This is a genomic window from Pseudoalteromonas sp. SD03 (genome assembly GCF_040937955.1).
Classification (GTDB): domain Bacteria; phylum Pseudomonadota; class Gammaproteobacteria; order Enterobacterales; family Alteromonadaceae; genus Pseudoalteromonas; species Pseudoalteromonas tetraodonis.
In genome coordinates this window covers 775,619-792,768 of record NZ_CP162515.1, presented here as the reverse complement: position 1 = coordinate 792,768, position 17,150 = coordinate 775,619, and the positions used below count along the sequence as shown (strand labels likewise).

14 protein-coding genes are annotated in these 17,150 nt (G+C 40.4%); 3 read left to right on the top strand and 11 right to left on the bottom strand.

Annotation, left to right across the window (positions count from 1 at the left end):
- Positions 1-423 precede the first annotated feature (423 nt).
- The 5 genes from hisIE to ABZP26_RS19775 all read right to left on the bottom strand — a co-directional run bounded on the left by hisIE (position 424) and on the right by ABZP26_RS19775 (position 8,462).
- The gene (gene hisIE / locus ABZP26_RS19795) at positions 424-1,038 is read right to left on the bottom strand and encodes a bifunctional phosphoribosyl-AMP cyclohydrolase/phosphoribosyl-ATP diphosphatase HisIE (RefSeq protein WP_013463284.1); all 615 of its coding nucleotides are present in this window, start codon (positions 1,036-1,038) and stop codon (positions 424-426) included.
- The gene (hisF, locus tag ABZP26_RS19790; protein WP_033103129.1) at positions 1,032-1,808 is read right to left on the bottom strand and encodes an imidazole glycerol phosphate synthase subunit HisF; all 777 of its coding nucleotides are present in this window, start codon (positions 1,806-1,808) and stop codon (positions 1,032-1,034) included. The genes hisIE and hisF overlap by 7 nt, the downstream gene beginning before the upstream one ends.
- Before the next feature lie 295 nt (positions 1,809-2,103).
- Positions 2,104-4,026, bottom strand: coding sequence for a diguanylate cyclase (locus ABZP26_RS19785; protein WP_368485745.1), 1,923 nt, complete (start codon positions 4,024-4,026; stop codon positions 2,104-2,106).
- Between the two features lie 298 nt (positions 4,027-4,324).
- Positions 4,325-7,384, bottom strand: coding sequence for an efflux RND transporter permease subunit (locus ABZP26_RS19780; protein WP_013463288.1), 3,060 nt, complete (start codon positions 7,382-7,384; stop codon positions 4,325-4,327).
- Between the two features lie 10 nt (positions 7,385-7,394).
- Complete coding sequence (locus ABZP26_RS19775; protein ID WP_016900158.1) at positions 7,395-8,462, bottom strand: efflux RND transporter periplasmic adaptor subunit; 1,068 nt, start codon at positions 8,460-8,462, stop codon at positions 7,395-7,397.
- A gap of 555 nt (positions 8,463-9,017) precedes the next feature.
- On the opposite strand from ABZP26_RS19775, the gene ABZP26_RS19770 reads away from it, so the two are divergent.
- Positions 9,018-10,025, top strand: coding sequence for a catalase family peroxidase (locus ABZP26_RS19770; protein ID WP_013463290.1), 1,008 nt, complete (start codon positions 9,018-9,020; stop codon positions 10,023-10,025).
- 16 nt (positions 10,026-10,041) lie between these two features.
- Positions 10,042-10,581 carry a cytochrome b gene (locus tag ABZP26_RS19765; RefSeq protein WP_024601330.1) on the top strand — a complete coding sequence of 180 codons (540 nt, stop codon included), beginning with the start codon at positions 10,042-10,044 and terminating at the stop codon, positions 10,579-10,581.
- A 66-nt stretch (positions 10,582-10,647) separates the two neighbouring features.
- Here ABZP26_RS19765 and ABZP26_RS19760 read toward each other — a convergent pair whose 3' ends face one another.
- From ABZP26_RS19760 to hisG, 6 genes are read right to left on the bottom strand one after another with little or no spacing between them, the layout of a single operon-like run.
- On the bottom strand, positions 10,648-11,373 hold the full coding sequence (locus ABZP26_RS19760) for a 1-(5-phosphoribosyl)-5-[(5-phosphoribosylamino)methylideneamino] imidazole-4-carboxamide isomerase (RefSeq protein ID WP_028834570.1): 726 nt from the start codon (positions 11,371-11,373) through the stop codon (positions 10,648-10,650).
- A 33-nt stretch (positions 11,374-11,406) separates the two neighbouring features.
- Positions 11,407-11,997, bottom strand: coding sequence for an imidazole glycerol phosphate synthase subunit HisH (hisH, locus tag ABZP26_RS19755; RefSeq protein WP_013463293.1), 591 nt, complete (start codon positions 11,995-11,997; stop codon positions 11,407-11,409).
- Positions 11,994-13,055 carry a bifunctional histidinol-phosphatase/imidazoleglycerol-phosphate dehydratase HisB gene (gene hisB / locus ABZP26_RS19750; RefSeq protein ID WP_013463294.1) on the bottom strand — a complete coding sequence of 354 codons (1,062 nt, stop codon included), beginning with the start codon at positions 13,053-13,055 and terminating at the stop codon, positions 11,994-11,996. The genes hisH and hisB overlap by 4 nt, the downstream gene beginning before the upstream one ends.
- Complete coding sequence (hisC, locus tag ABZP26_RS19745; protein ID WP_368485744.1) at positions 13,052-14,152, bottom strand: histidinol-phosphate transaminase; 1,101 nt, start codon at positions 14,150-14,152, stop codon at positions 13,052-13,054. The genes hisB and hisC overlap by 4 nt, the downstream gene beginning before the upstream one ends.
- A complete protein-coding gene (hisD, locus tag ABZP26_RS19740; RefSeq protein ID WP_368485743.1) occupies positions 14,142-15,443 on the bottom strand; it encodes a histidinol dehydrogenase in 1,302 nt (433 codons plus the stop codon). The genes hisC and hisD overlap by 11 nt, the downstream gene beginning before the upstream one ends.
- A gap of 5 nt (positions 15,444-15,448) precedes the next feature.
- On the bottom strand, positions 15,449-16,348 hold the full coding sequence (gene hisG / locus ABZP26_RS19735) for an ATP phosphoribosyltransferase (RefSeq protein WP_013463297.1): 900 nt from the start codon (positions 16,346-16,348) through the stop codon (positions 15,449-15,451).
- Between the two features lie 396 nt (positions 16,349-16,744).
- Here hisG and ABZP26_RS19730 point away from each other — a divergent pair, with 396 nt between their 5' ends.
- Complete coding sequence (locus ABZP26_RS19730) at positions 16,745-16,978, top strand: hypothetical protein (protein WP_013463298.1); 234 nt, start codon at positions 16,745-16,747, stop codon at positions 16,976-16,978.
- The last annotated feature ends 172 nt before the right edge of the window (positions 16,979-17,150 follow it).

Genomic DNA, 17,150 nt, shown 5'->3' with positions numbered 1-17,150 from the left:
AATGCGCTATCCTTTTGTAATAGCTATTCCTTGAACATTAGGGTCTATTGACCTTTCAAGGTTGAATTTGCAGCAGTCTGTTTGGTATTTAGGCAAGGCAGAGCCTATGTAGTGTGGTTATTCCCCATAAATAGGTGATAACGCAGCATCAATGCCAAACAGGCGCAGCCCTTCGGGTTCTGCCTAGGGGCGATTTACTCTTTGTTGCTCGGTTTTGACTTAGCCCACTAGGTTGCAAACCTCGCGCCGCGATTAAACCGCCCCTAGTTTGAACAAATTTTAATCCGCAAAGGTCAACAGACCCTAGTTAAAGAATACCTAAGGGAGGGAGTAAATGCTATTCGCAAGGTGTAATTTAAAGTGAATTTATGGTTTTAACATACTGAGTGCGCCACAAAATGGCGCACACAGTAACAGGCGGTTTTACTTATGACGCCCTTGTAGGCAAGCAACTGCATCGGTGAGCTCTAAGCCTTGACGCTGTAGTAACACAATTAAGTGATACAACAAGTCAGCCGATTCGTTAGTAAGCTCATTGTTGTCGTGTTTCATTGCCGCAAGCGCCACTTCAACGCCTTCTTCACCTACTTTTTGGCAGCTGCGGCTTAAGTCTTCAGCAAATAAAGATGCGGTGTAGCTTTTAGCTGGATCGTCGTTTTTACGTGCAACAATCACATCTTCAAGTTGCGCTAAAAAGCTTAAGCTTGGTTTTGCAGCATCGCCAAAACAGCTTTGCGTGCCTAAATGGCACGTTGGCCCTTCTGGATTTGCCAATACTAAAATTGAATCGTAGTCGCAATCTGTATGCACAGAGACCACGTTTAAGTAGTTTTCTGATGACTCGCCTTTGGTCCATAAACGCGATTTAGAACGCGAATAAAAAGTCACCTTATTACTTTCAAGCGTGACAGCAAGTGCTTCGCTATTCATAAACCCTTGCATTAAAATAACGCCAGAGCGTGCATCTTGAACAATGGCAGGGATCATCTCGCTTTTTGCGAAATCAACTTGAGTTAGGTTTTCTTGCGTTACTAGCATAATCTGGCTGCCACTTGGTTATCTATTAAAAATTGTTTTAGTTCGCCAATGTTAATCACGTTTTTATGAAAAACGCTGGCTGCGAGTGCACCATCTACTTTGCTTTGTTTAAATACATCAACAAAATCTTGCATTGTGCCTGCGCCCCCTGAGGCGATTAAAGGAATGTCGCATAGCTCGCGTATTTTGCTTAGTTGCTCGTTGTCGTAACCATTACGAACGCCATCTTGGTTCATACAGTTTAAAACAATTTCGCCAGCGCCTAAGTCTTGTACCCGCTGAACCCACTCTTGGGTTTTATAACGAGTACGGCTTGAGGCATTAGGATCGCCTGTAAGCTGATACACTAAGTATTCACCGGTTGTTTCATCGTAAAAGCTATCAATACCGACAACCACACACTGCTTGCCAAACTCATCGTGTAACTCTTTTATAAGCTCAGGACGGGCAATGGCAGGGCTATTAATACTGATTTTGTCAGCGCCGCGTTCAAGTACACGCGCTGCATCGGCTACCGATTTAATGCCACCCGCTACACAAAATGGAATATCGATATGGCGGGCAATATTTTCTACCCAATTTACATCGAGTAATCGTTTTTCAACGCTTGCACTGATCTCGTAAAATACCAGTTCGTCGGCACCGGCTTCACTGTAGGCTTTAGCAAGTGTTAAAACATCGCCGACTACCTCATGGCCCTTAAATTTAACGCCTTTAACGACTTGGCCGTCTTTTACGTCTAAACAAGGAATTATGCGTTTTGATAACATGCGCTTACCTCGTTTTTAAAATTCTGGATTGTAATATGGTTATTATTACGTTTGTTATTGGTATAACTCATTAGAAAACACATAGACTGCACTTGATATGTTATATTTTTAATAAAAATGAATAGTTAATTTAATGAATGAATCTAAATGCATTACTATGCAATGAATTCTTGGCTCCACTATATAATAAAACTTGCGCTATGTTAATGGTAAAAGCTAGAACTAAAAGTGATAATTCATTCCGGAAAAACGCGCAATCTTGAAACCGTATACTAAATTCATAAAATACTAAAAATTAGCGTGTTTCTTTAGAAAACCGATAGCAGTTTCGACCGGAATTTTTAGCCTCGTAAAGTGCTTGGTCTGCGTGTGTTTTTACTTCTAAGCTAGTATGAGCTTGTCCGTTTGTGATGGTAATTCCTATACTTATTCCGAGCGTGCGTTTTTGGTCAAATAAAACAAATGGTTTGCTAATATTTGTAATGATTCTTTGTGCTATCTCAGAGATCACGTCTTTATCATTTAACTGTGGCAAAATTGCTGCAAATTCATCTCCACCTATTCGAGCAATAATATCGTGCTTACGTAAACAGCTTTTTATGCGCGTTGCAACTTCTTTAAGTGCTTCATCGCCTGCACCATGGCCTAACTCATCATTTATTGGCTTGAAGTAATCTAAATCTAAATACATGAGGACTAATGGTGACTCATTGAACTGGGCTTTATTTAGTTCTTTATCAAGCTTATCTAAAAATATCCTACGGTTATAAAGTCCTGTTAAGCTATCTACAAACGCATAACTTTCTACTTTGGCCTCGTATTCTCGTCTGGCGATAGTGTGATTAGCAAAGGTGTAAATAACAAATATCATTAATAACATTACACCTAGATAGAGCAAAACAATCAATTTTTTTAAACTACTAAATTCGTTTTCAATCAGTGATAGAGGGACCTTATTTACTAACTTCCATTTGGGCCATTTCCCGTTGCTATTTCTCTGATTATCAAGTGTTGGTACTTGATCTAGTAAGGTCATGTGTTCAAAAATATAAATGTTGTTATCCTTTTCAATGATCCCATTTGTTTTAGTTTCCATCGCTTGCCATATATCTGGATGGATATCTTGAAAACGTTGCTGGGGTTTATTGGCAAACATAAAAGCCCATTGTTTTTGTACATCACCAAATAACCAGTAACTTTCTTCATTAAAGAGCATAATGTCACCTAGTGAGCTTTTAGAAATATTTTCTAATTGACTAAGTAAATGCACACCTCCGAGATTTATTATAAGTAAGCCAATCTTTTCATTGTTTTTGTCAACTAGCACTGAGCCTAAACGGATCATTGGTTTTAATGGCCTTTCAATTTGACCATTTTCAATATTTAAATCTAATGGAGATATAAAAATATCATCAGGGCTGAGCTTTATCCCGCGTTTATAGTAGTATCGATCGCTTTTATCTTGAAGCTTGTCTGGAGGTACGATAACGGTACTGTTATTTTCTCTTTGCACCCTTATTAACTCTTGGCCTTTTAAGCTAAGAATTCTTATTTGGGTGTAATAATTTTTTATGGTGATAAAATTAAAATAGTCCTGTTCTAATAGTGTTTTGTTTTCATTACTAAAAAAACGCTGTTCCTTAAAGTGGTGATTATTTTTAAGAATTAACAGATCACGAGATGCATGATTAAGTTGTTGTAAAAACGAATATTTAGCTTGTTTTAACTCATTTTTCTCTTTTTGAATAACAGAACCTATACGCGTTTGTATTTGGTTTTCGTAAAACATATACAAGGCAATATATAAAATAATTGCAGAGCAAAAATAGGTCAGTAGGCTAGTAAATATGGTTGTGTTTAGCTTTTGCGAATTTTGCTCTTGTAAGGGCAAGAAGGCAGGTTTAATAATGGAAAAGTAAATTATAGGCACACTCAGACTACTGAGTATTAAGCTATCAATTGCTATGACTTGCCATTGCTGTAAAACAAATTCGTCAAAATTAAAGGCAAACATAACTAAAGCCTCAATCGTAAAAACGATCATAGCTATTTTAAATGTTAGGAATTCGGTTCTCGATTGTTGGTTTTTTACAAAGTCACTATCATTAAATAAGTAGTGAATAGTAATAATAGCAATGAATGAGATAAGGCTGGCATCTAATATTACAGAAAACCAGATGCCTGTATATTTCGTAACAAATGATGCCAATAACATCATAATAATGGCTTCACTTAACGCCAGTGATATAAATAGAATAAGTAAGCGTTGTAATGGCATATAAAGTTTCCGAGCCAATTATTATTGAATAACAAAAGCGACTAAATTTAATATAGGGCGGACAGTAGAATTGTTATCGTTAATTTAAAAATACTGCTGTTTGATATTAATATAATAATTAGAAAGTGCGTTTATTGCCATTATGGTTGTGCGTTTATTCTGTAATTTTTGACTAAAGTAGGGTGAATCTTGATCAAAGTGTTCATAACATTTGACCAAGATTCAGTGTGATCAACAATTAACTATGTATATGTTCATCTGTTTTTACGTTCATAAATATCGCGTAGAGTACGGGGATCACAATTAAAGTCAGTAGGGTGGCAAACAGTAACCCAAACACCAGTACCACTGACATCGATTGGAAAAACGCATCAAAGTATAGTGGTATTACCCCTAGTACGGTGGTGAGTGTGCCCATCATTACTGGTCTTACCCGACTATTTGCCGAATCGATAATGGCCTCATAGCGTGGTTTTCCTTGGCGTATTTCCATATCCATCTGATCCACTAATACAATGGCATTTTTAATCAATAAACCAGAGAGCGACAGTAATCCTAATATACCCATAAACTCTAATGGGATTTGCGTAGTAACCAGCCCAAAAACAACACCAATTAAGGCTAATGGCACCACAAGCCAAATAATAATAGGTTGTTTTAATGCGTTAAATAACACAATAACAATGAGTACCATGGCTAAAAAACCCAGTGGAATAGTTGAGGCCAGCATTTCGTTAGACTCTTTCGATTGACCATATTCGCCATCCCATTCTAGGCGGTAGCCTTGTGGTAGTTCAATGGCTTCTATTTTTGGTTTTACTCTATTAAATAACTCAGAAGCAAGCTCCCCTGGCAGTGGATCGGCTTGGGCTTTTATGGTCCATTCACGGTCTTCACGTTTTAATATGCCGTCGCGCCATACGGTTTTAAAGCCATTGGTGACTTGAGCAAGAGGCAGTGTTTCACCGGTGATATTGCTTTGCACTTGAATGTTACCAATGTCGTTTATGTCTACGCGTTCTTTTTGTGGCGCTCTGACGATAATAGGAATGAGCTCTTCGCCTTCACGATACTGCCCAACCACTTGCCCTGAAAAGTTTTGTTGCAGTGCTTCAGCAACAGCTTTGCGCGTTACACCTGCGCGCTGTGCATTAATGGCTGAGTACTGTGGTTCAATAACACTAATGCGTTGTCGCCAGGTGTCTTTAATTGATAACGCACCGCCATCATCAATTAATATGGCTTTTGCTTTTGCTGCCAGCTCTCTTAATACACTCGGATCGGGGCCTTTAAATGTGGCTTCTATTTTAGAGCCACCACCTGGGCCCATTACAAAGCGCCATACTTTGCCTTGCGCATCCACAAAGTTATTATCGATGTAGTTTTGTACCCTAGGTAAGAGTTGATCTAGTTTTTTATAGTCATCGACTTTAGCTAAAATTTGCCCGTAAGAACTGTTGGGTGATTCGCTGCCATAAATAAGCATGTAACGTAATCCGCCACCGCCAATAAGCGTTTGTATGCCTTCAACGCCGTTTTGTTGTTTTACAAACGCTTCCAGTTTGAGCATGTCTTTTTTGGTTTTTTCAATATCGGTGCCTTGTGGTAACCAAAAATCAACCACCATTTGCGGCGTGGTGGAAGCTGGGAAAAACCCTGATTTTACAAATTGAAAACCCCACATAGACACACTAAACATGGCAACCACAACAGTAACCGTTAACCAGCGATGATGAAGTGCTGACACTACAACCGATTGATACAGTGCCATGAGCTTATTAGGTTTTGCTGAACCGGAGGTATCGCCATCTTGTTCTTTAAACAAGCAATAACAAAACAGGGGAGTTAGGGTAATGGCAAATAACCAGCTGTATAACAAAGAGATTAAAATAACCCAAAATAAATGGCCGGTAAATTCAGCGGTATCGCCCGGTGCGAGGCCAATAGGTGCAAAGGCAACAATGCCGACTAATGTACCGCCAAGTAGTGGCCATTTAGTTTGTTTTACAACTTCACTGGCAATGTCTAACTTTTTACGCCCTTGTTGTGTGCCTACCAAAATTCCTTCTGTCACCACAATCGCATTATCAACCATCATACCGAGGGCAATAATAAGCGCACCTAAGGAAATACGGTGCATGGGTATACCGCTAAAGTCCATGGTAGCAAGTGTCGCAAAAATAGTTAGCAGTAATACGGCGCCAATAATAATCCCAGAGCGCAACCCCATAAATAGCAGTAGCGTGACCATGACAATCACCAGCGCGACTAATACATTAACCACAAAGTTATCGACTGAGTCTTGTACCACTTTTCCTTGGTGGTAAAACTCATGCACGCTGATGCCAAGCGGTCTGAGGTTTTCAGTTTGCTTTACTTTATCATCAACGCGGTCAAACACTTTTACCACATTAGCGCCTAATACACTGGCAACCCCCAGGGATATGGCAGGCTTAGAGTTGTAGCGCACTAACTTGGTTGCTGGGCTTTGAAAACCGCGGTATACATTGGCAATATCTTTTAGGTAAATTGTTTTACCTTTAGCGCTGGCACTTACCAGTAGGTTTTTAATGGTATCAACGGAGTTTAATTCGCCGGTGGGATCAATAAAAATACGTTGATCGCCAATTTGGGTATTACCTGCACTCAATACGGCGTTTTGTTCATCCAAAATACCGTAAATGTTATTGATAGATACACCTAAAGAGGCTAACTCTTCTCGAGCAATTTCTACAAATATTCCCTCTTGTTGTACGCCCGTCATGGCAACTTTCGCTACACCGTCTACTTGTAAAATGTCACTTTGTAGCGTTTTAGCATAGGCATGCAGTTCATCGGGGGAGTAACCTTCGGCAGTAATTAAATAACTTAAGCCATATACATCGCCATAATCATCAAACACTTTGGGGGTCCCTGTACCAGGAGGAAGTGTTGGGCGAGTATCGTTAATTTTGTTTCTGAGTTTAGTCCAAATAACTTGTAGCTCAGATTTGGTTGGCGAAAATTCTGATTTAATTTCTACTTTAATTTCAGATAAGCCCGTTGATGAGGTCGACGATATAGTATCGACTTCTTGTAACTCTTGAATGGCACGCTCAAGCGGCTCGGTCACTTCTTTAGCAACCTCAAGCGGGCTCGCGCCTGAATAAGAAACAAATACTTGCGCGGTGCGAATTATAAATTCGGGATCTTCAAACCGAGCCATGTTTTTGTATGACGAAAAACCAAAGCCAAGCGTTAAAATGATGAGTATAGTGCTAATTAATTTATTATTTATTGTCCACTTTGCTAAATCCATGACTGCGCTCCTATGCTTTAGTCCAAGGACGTACTTTCATACCCTCAGTCACATAGTTTGCACCTGCACCTACAATCACATCACCTGCTTTTAAGCCCTCAGTAATAATCAGTTGTTCGCCAATACCTTGCTCAATAGCAACGAGTGTTTTTGATACTTGCATTGTTTGTTGGTCAACAGTCCATACGAAATGCTGGCCGTTTTCTTCAAAAATAGCAAAGGTAGGGACAGCCAGTCGTGTTGCGTTTGAACTTGTTTGACGTTCTATTTTTAGGCTGGCATTCATGCCAGGTAATATATTAAGGTTATTGGGTACAGCAAACGAAAAGCGTACTTCATAGGTTTGACTGGCTGAGTCGGCTTCTAAATTCGCACGTCTAAATGTGGCAGGGATAGGCGCAGCCGATACATCTTGTAAAATAACAGTCGCTACATTGTTTTGTTTAGAATCTACCGTGGCCACAATAGACGCGGGAATATTTACAACCGCTTCCATTTCACCTTTACCAAATAGGGTAACTACATGTTGCCCAGCACTGATGTTTTCAAGCTGCTTTACTGGAACTTCTGCAACAATGGCATCGTAAGGCGCTATGATTTTACTGTCAGATAATGCCTTTTGCGCTGAGTCATATTGTGATTCGGCCACTTCTTTTTTAGATTTTAGTTGCTCTATATCTCGCTGTGAAATAACACCGTCTTTTGCAAGCTTTAAACCACGTTGATAATCATTGTTGGCCGTTTCAAACTGTATTTTGCTCGACTTAACCTCATTAACAAAGTTTCGTTGCTCTAATGCGGCTATTACGTCTCCTTTTTTTACGTTTTGCGCAGCAATAACGTTGAGCTTTTCAAGTTTACCACTGACCTGAAAGGCCAGTTTTGAGCTGTTTATTGTATCTATAGTGGCAGGATAGGTGAGTGTTTTTGATTGAGAGCCATCATCAATGGTTATTAACTTAACAGGGCGTGGCTTGTTTTGCTTTTGAGTGCTGACTTCGCTATCTGAACAACCGGCTAACAACAGTAGCGCAATACTAATAAAATTAAATTTAGTAAAACATGGTTTATTGATCATCTTGCTTACCTTAAATAAAAAGTGCGGTGTTAATCGTTGGCATTTTTGTGTGGTTCAAAATTATAAAATGCGTAAATGTGTTTATTTTCGAATTTACCTGTACTGCTGTTTATTAAGCTATAACTACTTACTACTTGAAAAAAGCAGTAGATAACGAGTGAGTAATAAATAATATTTTAATTTCAACAGTTTATTATTGCTGTACGGTTTTGTTTTAATTTGTGTGATTTTGTAGAACGTAATAAATCAGTACCCTAATGCTTGCTTTGTATCAACATTAGTATAATTAACAATCGGCTTTTTTAAAGCGCAGCTCATAAAGATTATATTTTTGGAATTTAAAATACTTAAAGTGCGGTTTTTATTAATTAAATTGAAATATTAATTGCTTGGGGTCGGTCTTGTGAGTGTCGTGTCGGTATAACTAAATAAAAGCTATCCGATCTAAAGCATATCTCAGTAATGGTTAGCCATTAATTTAAAGACGTAATTAAAACTATGAAAAATTCCAAACATAATCATCATGAAAATAATCATACGAGGTCTAATCCTACCATGAGTAAAAAAATCACCTTAATTGCAATAATCACTTTATTTGCACTGACGATTTTATATTTTACCGGCGCTTTTAACAGCGATGCGGTTACTGCGCAGCGTTTTGTTAATTTACAACAAGGTGATCAAGCCCATGCGGGTTTTCGTCGAGCCCATGCAAAAGGTATTTGTTTAGCGGGGTCGTTTGAGTCTACCGGTGAGCTTGCTAAATATTCGCAAGCAAAGGTATTTGATTTAGGGGCCACTCCTTTTGTTGGCCGTTTTTCTATTGCGGGCAATAACCCAACCGCGCCTGATTTAAAAGCACCGGTGCGCAGTTTAGCGTTTTCTATAACTACCGATGATAACCAAGAATGGCGCGTAGCAATGAACACGCCTCCAGTTATGGCTGTAGCGACGCCAGATGCGTTCTTTAAACAGTTACAAGCGCTATCCCCTGATCCGGTAACTAAAAAACGCAGTCCTGAAAAAATTAAAGCCTTTTTTGCCGCACACCCTGAAAGTGCCGCATTTAATAACTGGAAAGCAAGTTATAAACCAACCAGCAGTTTTGCCACTGAGCAATACCACAGTATTAATGCCTTTTATTTGGTTGATGAAAATAATAAAAAGCACGCCGTACGTTGGATAGCTAAACCACAATTAAGTGATGAAAACATTCAACCACTTAATAATGATTCAGCCGATGCATTGCAGCTACAACTTAAAGATCAAGTTGCTCAAGCCCCCGTTAAATTCGACATGCTGTTTAGCTTTGCAACCGAAGAGGATGATGAAAATAACCCAACTGTTTTATGGCCTCAATCACGTAAAACCATAAATGCCGGTACGTTAGTTATCTCAAGGCTTCAGGCGCAAGAAGGAGGCGTGTGTGCTGATATGAACTTTGATCCCTTGGTACTTCCTACAGGGATAGAGCCAAGCGCCGATCCTATATTACGTGCCCGTGGCGCGGCTTATGCTGAGTCATTTCGTCGTCGTGCTAAAGAAGTACTTTTAAATAATTAATAACAGGAAATATCGAATGAAAACAATTAATAAATACTCAGCGTCGAGTATGCTTATTCACTGGGCGATGGCGTTAATCATACTTTCTATGTTATTTCTTGGTTTGTCGATGGTACAAAGTTTAGCGGTTTGGCAAGTAGAGGCCATTGCGCTGCATAAGTCATTTGGTATTTTAGCGTTAGTGTTAGTTGCTATTAGATTAATCAATAAAGTCGTCACCACCAGTCCTGCATTACCACCGAGTGTGCCTAAGGCTCAAGCACTAGCCGCGCATTTAACCCAAGTGGGTTTATATGCATCTATGATTTTAATGCCGATTTCTGGTTGGTTAATGCAAAGCGCTGATGGCCGTCATGTGAGCTTTTTTGGTTTATTTACTTTGCCCAGCTTAGTTAGTAAAGATATTGAAACGTATGCTTTTTTCCGTGAAGCACATGGTTTAATTGCTTATGCATTTTTATTGTTTATCTTTATGCATGTTAGTGCCGCGCTTTATCATGGTTTAATAAAGCAAGATGGCGTATTAGGCTCTATGTTACCTGGTAAGCATAAATAAACTAATAGTTTTATACAAAAAAGGCACAGATGCGCTCGCACCTGTGCCTTTTTTAGAGCTATATTTTTAGCTTAATTTAAGCGCGTCTTCTACGCTGAAAGCACCATCTAATAAAGACTTACCTAAAATCACGCCGCCAACACCAAGTTCATTTAGCTTTTTAATATCATCCAACGAACTTACCCCACCCGACGCTTGTACTTTAATATCTGCATTATGATTAATTAAATCTTCATAAAGCGCAAAAGAGGGGCCGGTCATGGTGCCGTCCTTACTGATGTCCGTACATAAAAAATCAATAATGCCCAGCTCTACATAAAAATCAATAAGTTCAAATAGCCCAAACTCAGATTCATTTAACCAACCATGGGTTGCTGGCGCCCAGCCGGACTCTGTTTTATTAACATCAAGGGCAATCACAAAGTGCTCAGCGCCAAATTGTTCAATCCAAGCTTTAACCTGTTCACGCTTTTCAACTGCCATTGAACCAATAACCACTTGATTTGCACCGGCTTTTAACCAATCGCTCACATCTTGCTCTGAACGAATACCCCCACCCACTTGGTAGGGAACATCCAGTGCTTTTGTGGCTGCTTGAATATGTTGCCATTGTTTTTTACTGGGATCGCGTGCGCCTTCTAAATCAACAAGGTGCAGTTTACCCGCGCCGCTATCGGCGTATTCTTTTAGGCGAGCGCCAAGTTCAAAGGGGTAAAACTGTGCGGTATCATATTTACCTTGATACAAACGTACAATTTGATTTTGTAATACGTCTAATGCTGGAATAATCACTGTGTATCTCTTTTATTATTTATTAACAGTCGCTTATAACTGCCAATCTAGAAAGTTTTGTAATAAACGGGTGCCTACTTTAGCACTTCGCTCTGGGTGAAATTGCATACCGGCATAATTATCTTTAGCGACAATGGCTGAAAAAGTTTGCCCGTATTCACTACTGACTAAAGTGGCATCGTTAACGGTGTGCGCAAAGCTGTGCACATAATAAACCTGATCGTCTTTATGCAGCCCTTTAGTTAGTGGGTGCGCTTGTTGGATAGATAAGTTATTCCACCCCATATGCGGTGACGTTAAACTACCTACATCCAGTGCTTTTACTTGGCCTGGTATTTTACCTAAGCATTGCACGTTACCTTCTTCGGTGCTTTCGCACAGCAGTTGCATCCCCAAGCAAATTCCCATTAGCGGGCGCTGATATTCGTTAATGGCTTGCTGCCAACCATTATCGACTAGGCGCTTCATAGCCACAGATGCATGGCCAACACCAGGTAAAATAGCGCGCTCATAGCCCGCTAATTGTTCTGGCGAGGTAATAACCGTAGGGGTTTTACCTAAACGCTCAAATGCAAAGCGTACCGAGTTGATATTGGCACAACCGGTATTAATTATCGCTATCATAAACACCCCTTAGAGCTGGCTGTTTGTTGACTAGTATCTTGTGCAATTGCCATACGCAGTGCCCGTGAAAACGCTTTAAATAAGCCCTCTACTTGGTGATGACAGTTACCGTCACTTACCGACAAAATAAGGCTAATTGCAGCGTTATCACTTAAGCTTTTGAAAAAATGCTCTACCATTTGTACGTCTAAATCACCGGCTTTTTCACGGCTAAAGTTAGCGTTTAACACAAATGAAGCACGTCCAGATAAGTCAATTTGCGCTTCGGCTTTACATTCATCCATAGGCAATGCAAAACCATAACGCGCTATTTGTGATTTTGTGCCCAGCGCTTGTTTAAGAGCAACCCCTAAGGCAATACCAATGTCTTCAACAAGGTGATGCTCGTCTATGTGTAAATCGCCTTTGGCTTTAATGTTTAAGCCAATGTTTGCGTGGGTGCGTATTTGATCCAGCATGTGATCAAAAAAGCCAAGGCCGGTGTCTATGCTACCGTTTTTAGTCTGATCAAGATTAACCGCTACATCAATTTGTGTTTCTTTGGTGTTGCGTGTAACACGACCTTCACGGTTGGCTGTGGTCAGCTTAGTAACAATAGCAGGCCAGCTACCATCGTATAAAATACCTTCACAACATAAGTTTTGCGCAAGGCCAATATCTGTTTGGCGGTCGCCAATTACAAAAGAGCGCGCTAAATCTACGTTTCCAGAGCGCATAAGCTCGGTCAGTAAGCCTGTTTTTGGCTTACGGCAATCGCAGTTTTGTTCATCAAAGTGTGGGCAAATGAGTACATCTTCAAAGTTAATCCCTTGGCTGTTGAGTATGTCCATCATTTTGTCTTGGGCTATGTCAAAATCCGCAGTAGGGAAACTGTCAGTGCCTAAACCATCTTGATTAGATACCATCACTAAGCGATAGCCTGCTGCTTGCAGTTGCAATAATGCCGGAATAACACCAGGTAAAAAAGCCAACTTTTCAAGGCTATCTACCTGTTTGTCGGTGATTGGCTCTTCAATAATGGTGCCGTCACGGTCTATAAATAAATAGGGATTACTCATGATACTTCCTGTTGTGATAGGGCTGTTGGGGTGGTTAAACCATCGAGCCAAATTTTTACTTGTTCTAATTCTTGTTCGCTACCAATTGAAATGCGTAGCCAGTCGTCTTCACCGTATAAGGTAAATGCCCTCATGACTAAGCCTTGTTCAAGGGCAACTTTAAAGCTGTTTTTATCGGCCAATTTTAAGGTAACAAAGTTGCCTTCACCAGTGAGAATTTTTAATACAGCAGGGGAGGCGTTTAACCACTCTATTAGCTTTAATTTTAAGCTGTTTAAAATGCTCACTTGGCGACGCATAGAGGTAATGGCATCAGGGGCAATGGCTTGCGCTGCAATACTCGCTATCACGCTCGATACCGGATACGGTGCAATGACTTTACGAATGGGCGCAAGTACAATGGCTTGAGCGAGGGTAAACCCGGTTCGCAGGCCTGCCAACGCAAACGCTTTTGACAGTGTACGTAGCACTACAATATTACTAAACTCGTTTATAAGTTGTGTTGCACTTTGCTCTGGGCAAAACTCAATATAGGCTTCATCAACAATCACCAATGCTTTACCTGCAAGCGCAGTGGCAATGGCTTTTACTTTATCTAGCGGCGTTAAACTACCTGTTGGGTTATTTGGATTACAAATAAACACCAGTTTTGAGCTACCGACCGCAGTGACAATATCATCAACATTGGCTGTTAATAATAACTCTTGAGTAAGCGCGTTAATAGCCACATTGTGCGTATCAGCAGTGACTTTATACATACCGTAGCTAGGCAAAAACAGCGCAATACTATCTTTAGCTGGCTGGCAATACGTGCGTACTAAAAGCTCAATGCCTTCATCTGCACCTCGCGTCATAAGGACATTGTCGCTTTTAAGCTCGGTGTAAGCTGCATAGCGATCAATAACCAATTGTGGCTGAGGGTCGGGGTAGCGATTTAAATCTTCAATACTCAGCTCAAGGTTTTTAGCATATGGGCTTTCGTTGGCATTGAGCCACGTTGTGCCTGTTAACTTTTCACTTTTAGCCGAGCTGTAAGCAGCAAGCGCTTTAATATTATCGGGTAATAAGCTGGTTGCTTGGGCGCTCTCATTGCTCATTGTTTATTGCCTCTAAACGAATTGAAACCGCATTAGCGTGGGCATCAAGGCCTTCTGCGTCTGCCAGTGGTAAAATAGCTTTTGAAAGCTCAGTTAAGCCACTTTTACTAATAGTTTGTACTGTGTATGTGCGGAAAAAATCAAGCAAGTTTAAGCTTGAGTATGTCGCGCTATAACCGTAAGTAGGTAATACGTGGTTAGTACCCGATGCATAATCGCCAGCCGATTCTGGTGTGTAGTCGCCAACAAATACTGAACCTGCATTTTTAACCGAATCAAGGTACGGGGTTGCATCTGCCAGCTGTAAAATTAAGTGCTCTGGCCCATATTGCGCTGATACATCAAATGCTTGCGCTATTGAATCAACTAAAATAAGTGACGAATTGGCCAACGCTTGTTCAGCGGTGTCTTTTCGGCTTAAGTTAGCTAATTGACGAGTAAGCGCGTCTTGTGTTTGTTTAATAATAGTTTCGCTGTTACACAATAAAATAACTTGCGAGTCGGCGCCATGCTCTGCTTGTGAGAGTAAATCGGCCGCAATAAACTCTGGATTTGCTCGTTCATCTGCTATCACTAATACTTCAGATGGACCTGCTGGCATATCAATCGCCATTCCTGGAATTGTTTGTGCAACTAACTGCTTTGCCATAGTCACAAAGCTATTACCTGGGCCAAAAATTTTATTCACTTTAGGTACTGATTCAGTGCCGTAGGCCATTGCAGCAATCGCGCCTGCACCACCGCTTTCAATAATAGTGGTGATACCACATAATTTAGCAGCATATAAAATAGCAGGATTTATTGCTTTATCGCCTTGTACGGGGGTAGTGAGTACCACGGTTTTTGCACCGCTTAACTGCGCCAATACACCTTGCATTATAACTGACGATGGCAATGGCGCACTGCCCCCGGGTACATAAATACCGACCGCTTCGATGGCTTGATATTTCAGTTCACATTCAACGCCTGGTTGAGTCGATAACTTAATATCTTTAGGCAGTTGCGCTTGGTGAAAACATTTTACATTTGCATAAGCGGTATCAATTGCATACTTAAGCTCAGGGCTTAGCATTTTCTCAGCGGCATTAATTTCATCAAGTGGAACACGTAAACGCGGCTCAGCTCGGTTATCAAACTCTTTTGCTAACGCCAGTAATGCAGCATCGCCTTGCGCATTTACTTTTGCCAAAATAGTTTGGCAAATACTTTCTACTTTTTCACTCGCTGATACAGCAGGGCGCATCAGCGCCGCTGCTTGAACCTGTGATGATTCTTCATTCCAACGAAGCATGGCTGTTACTCCATCATTTTTTCAATTGGCATAACTAAAATAGAATTCGCGCCGAGTGCTTTAAGTTGCTCCATGGTTTCCCAAAATAACGTTTCGCTGCTTACCATGTGCAATGCTACATATTCGTCAGATCCTGCTAGTGCAAGTAATGTAGGTTGACCAGAACCAGGCAGGATTTCACAAATTTCATCCAGCTTGTCTTTTGGTGCGTGTAGCATGATGTATTTGCTTTCTTTGGCTTGCTTAACACCACGCAAACGCGGCATCAATTTATTGATAAGCGCGAGTTTGTCAGCATCTTGCAATTGAGTGTTTTGAATCAAACAGGCGTTTGACTCTAAAATCGTATCACCCTGCATTAAGCCATTAGCTTCAAGGGTTGCACCTGTTGAGACCAAATCACAAATGGCATCAGCAAGACCAGCACGCGGCGCCACTTCAACAGAGCCTGTGAGCATAACAGTGCTGGCGTTGATGCCTTCACGTTTTAAATATTGGCTTAAAATTTCAGGGTAGGTGGTTGCAATACGTTTGCCTTCAAACCAGCTTTTGTCTTGCTTACCTAGTTCTTGTGGCCATGCAAGTGCAAGACGACAGTAACCAAAATCTAATTTTGATAATTTAGTTACTTCGCTTGGAACGCCTTGGCGCTCTCTTTCTGCTTGTACTTCAACTAAAACGTTTTCGCCAACAATACCTAAGTCACATACACCGTCCATAACTAAACCTGGAATATCGTCATCGCGTACACGTAAAACGTCAATTGGCATGTTGGTTGAGTGTGCTATAAGGCGCTGCTCGCGAAGGTTGAGTTTTACACCCAGTTGCTTAAGCAGATCTTGACAATCTTTAGATAGGCGGCCGCCTTTTTGGATGGCGATACGAAGACGATTACTATTATTCATTACTCATTTTCCTTTAATTTTAAAACTAAAAACCCCGAGGGAAACCTCAGGGCGAAAATGAATCTTGGTATGTTGATTCGCCAGAGGTTTCCTTTTAGGAACAACCTCTCAGCGAAAGACCTGACAGGTTATTCCGATGAATGATGGTGGTGATGTACTGCTGTCAGAGTGTTGCGCATTTTTTATCCTGTTTAGCTATTCGTTATTATGTTAACGCTTAGCTGTTGCTTGTTTAATAAATTTCGCATTTATAAAAACACATAAACCAATAGCATGGCAAGAAAAATTTTCTTAAATTAAAGAATACCTTATAACTGTCGATAATAACTAAAGGTTTGCTTTATTTATCAACAGTTTTATAGTGATTAAATTACATTCAATTCAATGGAGGCACGCATGGATATAATGATCCCTTATTTAGGGCCTATTACGCGTTTAACGCTTGAATCTAAAGGGGCTTTTCATATTGCTGGGGTTCAACAAAGTGCCAGTGCCAAAAAAGTCGAGTTAGAAGAGCGTAAAAAAAGAGAAGTAGAAAAGCAACATAAGCTGGCGTTTGACGAAAATAAATCGCGCAATAAAACCGCTGAAGAAGATGACGACAAACCCCATTTAGATACATGGGCTTAGTACAAGTGATTGGCGATACCGTTATTGCCTCAAGTTAAAATCGCCCTCAATAAAAGCAAATTTGTTTAAACATAGCAAATAGTGGTGCATGGCTATGAACTGCGTGTTTTTAAAACTACTCCCTACCCATTTAAAATAGATTACCCCTCTTTTAAAGCTCAACAGGTAAAGT